The following is a 7,037-nucleotide window of genomic DNA, read 5'->3' on the forward strand; positions in this document are numbered from 1 at the left end:
GGAAATATGGTTTCAACAATGAAGAAAAGTGGACAGTTTTTACATCTACGTATGAAAAATTCTAGTATGGTCTTAAGACGACCGATCTCTATTGCTTCCATCAATAACGACAGTTGCACTCTTCTCTATCGCATCGTCGGCAAAGGTACTGAAGAGATGGCTAGCTATCAACCAGGGGATCTTGTTGATGCTCTCGGACCTTTAGGCAATGGCTTCCCTACTGATTTTTTAGAAAGTAATGCTGAAGTTGCTGTTATCGGCGGTGGTATTGGTGTAGCTCCTTTATATGAATTAGGAAAAGAGTTGCTAAGTAAAGGTGTAAAAACTACCTTTATTTTAGGTTTTGCTGACAAAGATGATTGTTACTATTATGATGAGTTCACAGCTCTAGGAACCGTCATCCTCTGTACAGATGATGGTTCGTTAGGTCTAAAAGGTCACGTTGGTGTCGGACTTCCATCAGTTAATCCTGATGCTGTCTTTGCCTGTGGACCGACACCATTATTGCGTCTAGTTCAATTATCCTTTCCTAAACTAGACCATGTCTATTTATCATTAGAGGAACGAATGGCCTGCGGTGTAGGAGCCTGTTACGGCTGTGAGACAAAAAGAAAAGACAAACGTATTTGTATCGATGGACCCGTATTTCAAAGAGAAGAGGTTACGCTATGAATCGCTTAAAGGTTAATTTACCTGGAATAGAATTAAGAAACCCCATCATGCCCGCATCTGGTTGCTTTGGCTTTGGAGAAGAGTATGCTCAGTTTTATGATTTTTCTAAACTAGGTGCCATCATGGCTAAAAGTGCGACTCTTAATGAACGTATCGGTAATGCCTTACCACGTGTAGCTGAAACACCCAATGGTATGTTGAATGCTATTGGGTTGAAAAATCCAGGTCTAGACGTCATCTTATCCGAAAAATATCCCTTCCTTGCTCAATTCGATGTACCTATCATTGCCAATGTTGCTGGTTCAACAGAGGAAGAATACGTCGCTGTCTGCCAGAGAATCGCTGATGCACCCAATGTGAAGGCTATCGAATTAAATATTTCATGTCCAAATGTTAAAGAAGGCGGTGTAGCATTTGGAACAGACCCCGATGTTGCAGCGCATTTAACACGGATTTGTAAAGCAGTCACTAATTTACCAATTTATGTGAAGCTAAGTCCCAATGTTACGGATATTGTAGCGATCGCAAAGGCAGTTGAGGCTGCTGGTGCTGATGCCATCTCCATGATTAATACATTTACTGGTATGTCCATTGACGTGAAGACAAGAAAGCCGGTTCTTGGAAATATTACCGGTGGTCTTTCGGGCCCCGGTATTAAACCGATTGCTTTGAGAATGGTATACCAAGTTTCACGTGCTGTTGATATTCCTATTATCGGTATAGGAGGCGTTTCTTCTGTTGATGATGCCTTAGAAATGATTATGGCAGGAGCTACTGCCGTTGCAGTCGGGACCGCCAACTTTACGGATCCTTATATTTGTCCGAAAATTATTAATGGTTTAGAGAAAAGACTCGATGAGCTTGGAATTGAGTCGATTCAAAGCTTAATTAATGATGTTAGAGCAGAACGATTTGCTTAATGATTTTATAATGAACAATACCTATTTTTATACAAAAAATAAAAATATATTCTATTCGTGCTACAGAGTATTTAAAGAAATAATAAAATGAAAGTAACCTATAAATTACTTTTGGTTGTTCTAATTTTTCTAGGTTCATAACAAGTTTTTAATTTCTTAGAGTACAGCCTGAAAACAAAAAAATACTTTCCAACAGATTGTTGGAAAGCACTCATGTTATGACTCTCATTCTTCAGGCTCTATAATATTTGGTGTTGGTGGCTTACAATCACCAATGCCTATTTTTATTCAAAAAATAGAAACATGTGAAAAAATCCGATAGAATAAAGTTACGACACAACATTCTAAAGGAGGTTTTCACATGTCCCATTCTCATTATATTCGAACCATGCTAGATTTGAAAGATAAAAACATTACGTTCTTACAATCCTTTTGTAAAGAGACGAAAATCAAAGGGATTCTCTCGAAGGTTTTTTATGGCATCCTTTCCTACACACCTCTCCGGTGTGTCAACTGTGGGATGGGAAAAGAAGGAACATCTATTATTAAATATGGCTTTAAGACGAGTCGGTTAACGTTGAATAGCACCAGCCATTACCCAACATACTTACTGCTAAAAAAACAACGCTTTTATTGTAAAAAATGTGTCTCTACTTTCTGTGCAGAAACAAGCGAGGTAGACCGGCATTGCTTCATTTCCAATACGGTTAAACAATCCATCGCGATTGAATCGAAAGATAAAATTTCAGAGAAAGACTTAGCGAGGCGTCACCACGTTAGCCCAACGACAACTTCACGAGTCATTCAAATCATGGCTTCTTCCTTTCAATTACGTACACACTCTCTCCCTAAACATTTATCCTTTGATGAGTTTCATTCTGTCGGAAATCAGATGAGCTTTATCTATATCGATTCTGTGACCCACCAGGTTATTGATGTTTTATCAGACCGAAGGTTACCAACCCTTCGAAGCCACTTTGGTCGCTACTCAACAGAAACGCGCTCCAAAGTAGAAACGATTGTCATTGATATGAATACTCCTTACTTAACACTCATTCACGAATTATTTCCACGGGCTAAAATTATTATTGATTCGTTTCATTTGGTCCAACTTATTAGTCGTTCTTTGAATCAAACGAGAGTGACCTGTATGAACCAGTATCGGACTTCAAATCCAGAAGACTTAAAAAAATATCGCAAACTCAAGCGGTACTGGAAACTTGGATTAAAGAGAGAATCCGATTTGAATTCCGTTCACTATTCGTATCACCGATTGTTTAAAGGAATGAAAAGTCAGACAGGGGTCATGGATTACCTTTTAAATTTGGGAGACGAATACAAAACGACGTATCAGTTCTATCAAGATCTTTTATTTGCCTTTGATCAAAAAGATTTCGTTCTTTTCCAAGAGATCTTAAAAGAAGCCCCAGTGGGGCTTTCTTCCTACATGAAAACAAGTCTGCGAACTCTTAAAAAGTATCAATCATACGTAGAAAATACGTTCTTACATCCTTACACAAATGGACCGATTGAAGGAATCAATAATAAAATTAAAGTGATCAAACGAATAGCCTTTGGATTTCGCAGTTTTTCTAAGTTCAAAACTAGAATTTTAATTTCCTGTAATACCGTTCAAAAATAAAAAAATGCTCTCCAACGGTTCGTTGGAAAGCATTCATTATGTGACTCTCATTCTTCATCGGATTTGTAGTTACCAACACGATTTGACGAAGAGCCATTCTTCATACGATTTTCGGATCACCAAAACCATTTAACGAAGTACAATTATATTTTTTACTCAAATGGGATCCATCCAGCTCTCTTTTGAAGATTTTCCCACATTTCATCTGGAATTTGTAAATCATTTCGATCCGCTTTTTTAATTGTGAATCTAATTTCTTCTTCTTCACCATTTTGTACTTTTGATGCCCAGTCTGGCTCTACAATCAACTGCCTTCCAATCGCTACGATCGGAATATTCATATTTTTTAGTTTAACAGCATCTTCTGGAGTACTTATGTTTCCTACTCCAATAATAGGGATATTCTCGCCGATTGTTTCCACAATTGTTTTTAAAACAGGAGTCTTCTCTGCTTCATTTCGGATAGAGGTCTGTTTGTAATCTCCTAAAGAAATATGAATATAGTCTAGTCCTTTTTCTTTCAGATGAGACAACAATTGCAAAGTATCTTCCAAGCTAATACCCGGCTCTTCTATTTCTTCTGGTGAAATACGGTAGCCTAATATGAATGGCTGATCTGCATATTTTTCAACAGCTTCTTTTGCTGCATCTACTACTGCAAGTGGAAACTGCATTCTTTTCTCAATGGTACCGCCCCACTCATCTATTCTACGATTCGAATGTGGCGAAAAAAATTGTTGGATTAAGTAAGTATTTGCCCCATGTAATTCGACACCATCAAATCCTGCTTGAATCGCTCTTCTGGTAGCTTCTCCAAATGCATCAACCAATTTTCAGTTACTTCTTCTCTGGTTAGTTCACGTGGTACTTCTGCACCAACTCTCATAGCTGGAATTTCACTTGGCGCTACAGGTTGTTCTGCTTTCAAAGTTCGACGCGTTCCCATTCTACCAACATGAAAAATTTGCAGAATTGCTTTTGATCCTTGCTTTTGAATGACCTGAGCAACCTTTGACAAACTTTCAATTCGACTATCTGATGCTGCACTAAAAGATCCTGGGAATCTGCCATCTTCCATTACTTGCGCACAAGCGGTAATAACAGCTCCCAATCCTTTTGCTCGTCTTGCATAGTAATTTAGTTCATCTGTGGTTACCATTCCGTTTTCAAATGAAGAATTAGTTGTCATGGGAGCCATGACAATCCGATTTTCAATCGTGCCTCCATTTGGAAAATGAAGTGGCTTAAATAACTGATTATAATTTGAATTCATAATAATCTCCTTTACTCTGTAATAAATATTGAATGATGTACATTATCATAAATTATTAAGTTGTTACTTCATTATAACGAATATGAAAGGGATAACGAAAACATATGCATGAATGAGATTAGTACATCCTTTGTAAAAACTTCTTATTAATAACAAAAAAGTATTTCCTTCTACAATTAGAAGAAAATACTTTTTATGATGCCAGCTGCAGGGATCGAACCTGTGACCTCCGCGTTACGAGTGCGATGCTCTACCAACTGAGCTAAGCTGGCTCTATGCATAGATTTATATCTGTGAAGAATTATACAATACATTAAAAGTATTGTAAAGCATAGAAAGTAAAAAAAATTAAATAGGAATCAAAAAAATCCTGACTCCTATTCTACTACTCATTATTTATTTTTCTGCTGCAATATCTCCGTATTTTTCAGGTTTACCTTCAAACATGGCTACCACATAAGAACATTGTGGAATAATTTTTTTACCTTCACTCTTCATCTCATATACAAGATGATCTAGCATTTTTTCAGCAACTCCTCCACCCCGCAATGAAGGATCTACATACGTATGATTGGCAATTACTTTATCTTCTCCATAGGGAGCGTACGTAATTTCTGCAACCATATTTCCATTCTCATCTAGTTTCTGATATCCATTACCATGTTTTACAAATTCATCAGCCATTTTTTACACTACCTTCCTTCTTTTTATTATAATCAGTGTATCATGTAGCATCTTAAAAAAACAGAAAAATAGTTTACCTATATCTAACAAATAGAACACAAAAAAAGTTCTTCCCTAATTAAAGGAAAGAACTTTTTATTATTTGCGCGGCAGCGTCCTACTCTCACAAAGGGAAACCCTTCACTACAATCGGCGCTTGGAAGCTTAACTTCTGTGTTCGAGATGGGAACAGGTGTGGCCTTCCAGCCATCGCCACCGCACATTTTTATGGTCATCAGGAAACATTGTTCCCTCAAAACTGAATACACAACAGGAAAAGAAAGGTTGACCAGGCACCGCATTACGTCGCTGCCTGTTTTTGGTTAAGTCCTCGACCGATTAGTACGGGTCCGCTCCATGCATCGCTGCACTTCCACTTCCCGCCTATCCACCTGATCGTCTCTCAGGGGTCTTACTCACTTTAAGTGATGGGAAATCTCATCTTGAGGGGGGCTTCACGCTTAGATGCTTTCAGCGTTTATCCCGTCCACACATAGCTACCCAGCGATGCTCCTGGCGGAACAACTGGTACACCAGCGGTGTGTCCATCCCGGTCCTCTCGTACTAAGGACAGCTCCTCTCAAATTTCCAACGCCCGCGACGGATAGGGACCGAACTGTCTCACGACGTTCTGAACCCAGCTCGCGTACCGCTTTAATGGGCGAACAGCCCAACCCTTGGGACCGACTACAGCCCCAGGATGCGATGAGCCGACATCGAGGTGCCAAACCTCCCCGTCGATGTGAACTCTTGGGGGAGATAAGCCTGTTATCCCCAGGGTAGCTTTTATCCGTTGAGCGATGGCCCTTCCATACGGAACCACCGGATCACTAAGCCCGACTTTCGTCCCTGCTCGACTTGTCTGTCTCGCAGTCAAGCTCCCTTCTGCCTTTGCACTCTACGAATGATTTCCAACCATTCTGAGGGAACCTTTGGGCGCCTCCGTTACACTTTAGGAGGCGACCGCCCCAGTCAAACTGCCCGTCTGACACTGTCTCCCGGCCCGATAAGGGCCGCGGGTTAGAGTGTTCCTGCCGCAAGGGTAGTATCCCACCGTCGCCTCGACCGAGACTAGCGTCCCGGCTTCATTGGCTCCTACCTATCCTGTACATACGGCACAAACACGCAATATCAAACTGCAGTAAAGCTCCATGGGGTCTTTCCGTCCTGTCGCGGGTAACCAGCATCTTCACTGGTACTATAATTTCACCGAGTCTCTCGTTGAGACAGTGCCCAAATCGTTACGCCTTTCGTGCGGGTCGGAACTTACCCGACAAGGAATTTCGCTACCTTAGGACCGTTATAGTTACGGCCGCCGTTTACTGGGGCTTCAATTCGAAGCTTCGCTCGAAAGCTAACCTCTCCTCTTAACCTTCCAGCACCGGGCAGGCGTCAGCCCCTATACGTCATCTTTCGATTTTGCAGAGACCTGTGTTTTTGATAAACAGTCGCTTGGGCCTATTCACTGCGGCTGACCTTTCGGTCAGCACCCCTTCTCCCGAAGTTACGGGGTCATTTTGCCGAGTTCCTTAACGAGAGTTCGCTCGCTCACCTTAGGATTCTCTCCTCGACTACCTGTGTCGGTTTGCGGTACGGGCAGTTGATTTCTAACGAGAAGCTTTTCTTGGCAGTGTGACTGCGGGAACTTCGGTACTTCATTTCCCTCCCCATCACAACTCATCCTTCGCGGGTAGAAGCATTTGACTCCTCCCCAGACTTGTTGCTTGGGCGCGCATATCCATCAGCGCGCATTCCGTTGCCTCCTGCGTCCCTCCATTGTTCAAACAAAATCAACTGGTACAGGAAT

The 7,037-nt window shown here is 41.0% G+C and carries 6 protein-coding genes, 1 tRNA gene and 2 rRNA genes (1 of these 9 running past the window's edge); 3 read left to right on the plus strand and 6 right to left on the minus strand.

What is annotated here, in order from left to right; translation table 11 throughout:
* Window positions 1–18: 18 nt before the first annotated feature.
* The 3 genes from LZ578_RS00585 (at window position 19) to LZ578_RS00595 (ending at window position 3,234) form a co-directional block, all read left to right on the plus strand.
* Window positions 19–672 (plus strand): dihydroorotate dehydrogenase electron transfer subunit, encoded by a 654-nt coding sequence (locus LZ578_RS00585; protein WP_235145479.1) that lies wholly within the window; start codon window positions 19–21, stop codon window positions 670–672.
* Window positions 669–1,592 carry a dihydroorotate dehydrogenase gene (locus LZ578_RS00590; RefSeq protein ID WP_235145480.1) on the plus strand — a complete coding sequence of 308 codons (924 nt, stop codon included), beginning with the start codon at window positions 669–671 and terminating at the stop codon, window positions 1,590–1,592. The genes LZ578_RS00585 and LZ578_RS00590 overlap by 4 nt, the downstream gene beginning before the upstream one ends.
* 388 nt (window positions 1,593–1,980) lie before the next feature.
* Window positions 1,981–3,234 carry an ISL3 family transposase gene (locus LZ578_RS00595; RefSeq protein WP_255763964.1) on the plus strand — a complete coding sequence of 418 codons (1,254 nt, stop codon included), beginning with the start codon at window positions 1,981–1,983 and terminating at the stop codon, window positions 3,232–3,234.
* A 152-nt stretch (window positions 3,235–3,386) separates the two neighbouring features.
* Here LZ578_RS00595 and LZ578_RS12365 read toward each other — a convergent pair whose 3' ends face one another.
* The 6 genes from LZ578_RS12365 to LZ578_RS00620 form a co-directional block, all read right to left on the minus strand.
* Complete coding sequence (locus tag LZ578_RS12365; RefSeq protein WP_255763895.1) at window positions 3,387–4,064, minus strand: hypothetical protein; 678 nt, start codon at window positions 4,062–4,064, stop codon at window positions 3,387–3,389.
* Complete coding sequence (locus LZ578_RS12370; RefSeq protein ID WP_255763896.1) at window positions 3,977–4,507, minus strand: hypothetical protein; 531 nt, start codon at window positions 4,505–4,507, stop codon at window positions 3,977–3,979. Before LZ578_RS12370 ends, LZ578_RS12365 begins: the two co-directional genes overlap by 88 nt.
* A gap of 199 nt (window positions 4,508–4,706) precedes the next feature.
* A tRNA-Thr gene (locus tag LZ578_RS00605) sits at window positions 4,707–4,779 on the minus strand.
* A 124-nt stretch (window positions 4,780–4,903) separates the two neighbouring features.
* Window positions 4,904–5,191 carry a GNAT family N-acetyltransferase gene (locus tag LZ578_RS00610; protein WP_235145482.1) on the minus strand — a complete coding sequence of 96 codons (288 nt, stop codon included), beginning with the start codon at window positions 5,189–5,191 and terminating at the stop codon, window positions 4,904–4,906.
* 144 nt (window positions 5,192–5,335) lie between these two features.
* A 5S ribosomal RNA gene (gene rrf / locus LZ578_RS00615) occupies window positions 5,336–5,451 on the minus strand.
* 98 nt (window positions 5,452–5,549) lie between these two features.
* A 23S ribosomal RNA gene (locus LZ578_RS00620) occupies window positions 5,550–7,037 on the minus strand; it runs 1,429 nt beyond the window's last position.

Origin of the sequence: Jeotgalibaca sp. MA1X17-3, from assembly GCF_021513155.1 — a bacterium.
In the GTDB taxonomy this organism is placed as follows: Bacteria; Bacillota; Bacilli; order Lactobacillales; family Aerococcaceae; genus Jeotgalibaca.

Coding starts and splice junctions, on each gene's coding strand:
- LZ578_RS12370 (WP_255763896.1), bottom strand. CDS start 4,507: ATGAATTCAAATTATAATCAGTTATTTAAGCCACTTCATTTTCCAAAT.
- LZ578_RS00595 (WP_255763964.1), top strand. CDS start 1,981: ATGCTAGATTTGAAAGATAAAAACATTACGTTCTTACAATCCTTTTGT.
- LZ578_RS00610 (WP_235145482.1), bottom strand. CDS start 5,191: ATGGCTGATGAATTTGTAAAACATGGTAATGGATATCAGAAACTAGAT.
- LZ578_RS00585 (WP_235145479.1), top strand. CDS start 19: ATGAAGAAAAGTGGACAGTTTTTACATCTACGTATGAAAAATTCTAGT.
- LZ578_RS00590 (WP_235145480.1), top strand. CDS start 669: ATGAATCGCTTAAAGGTTAATTTACCTGGAATAGAATTAAGAAACCCC.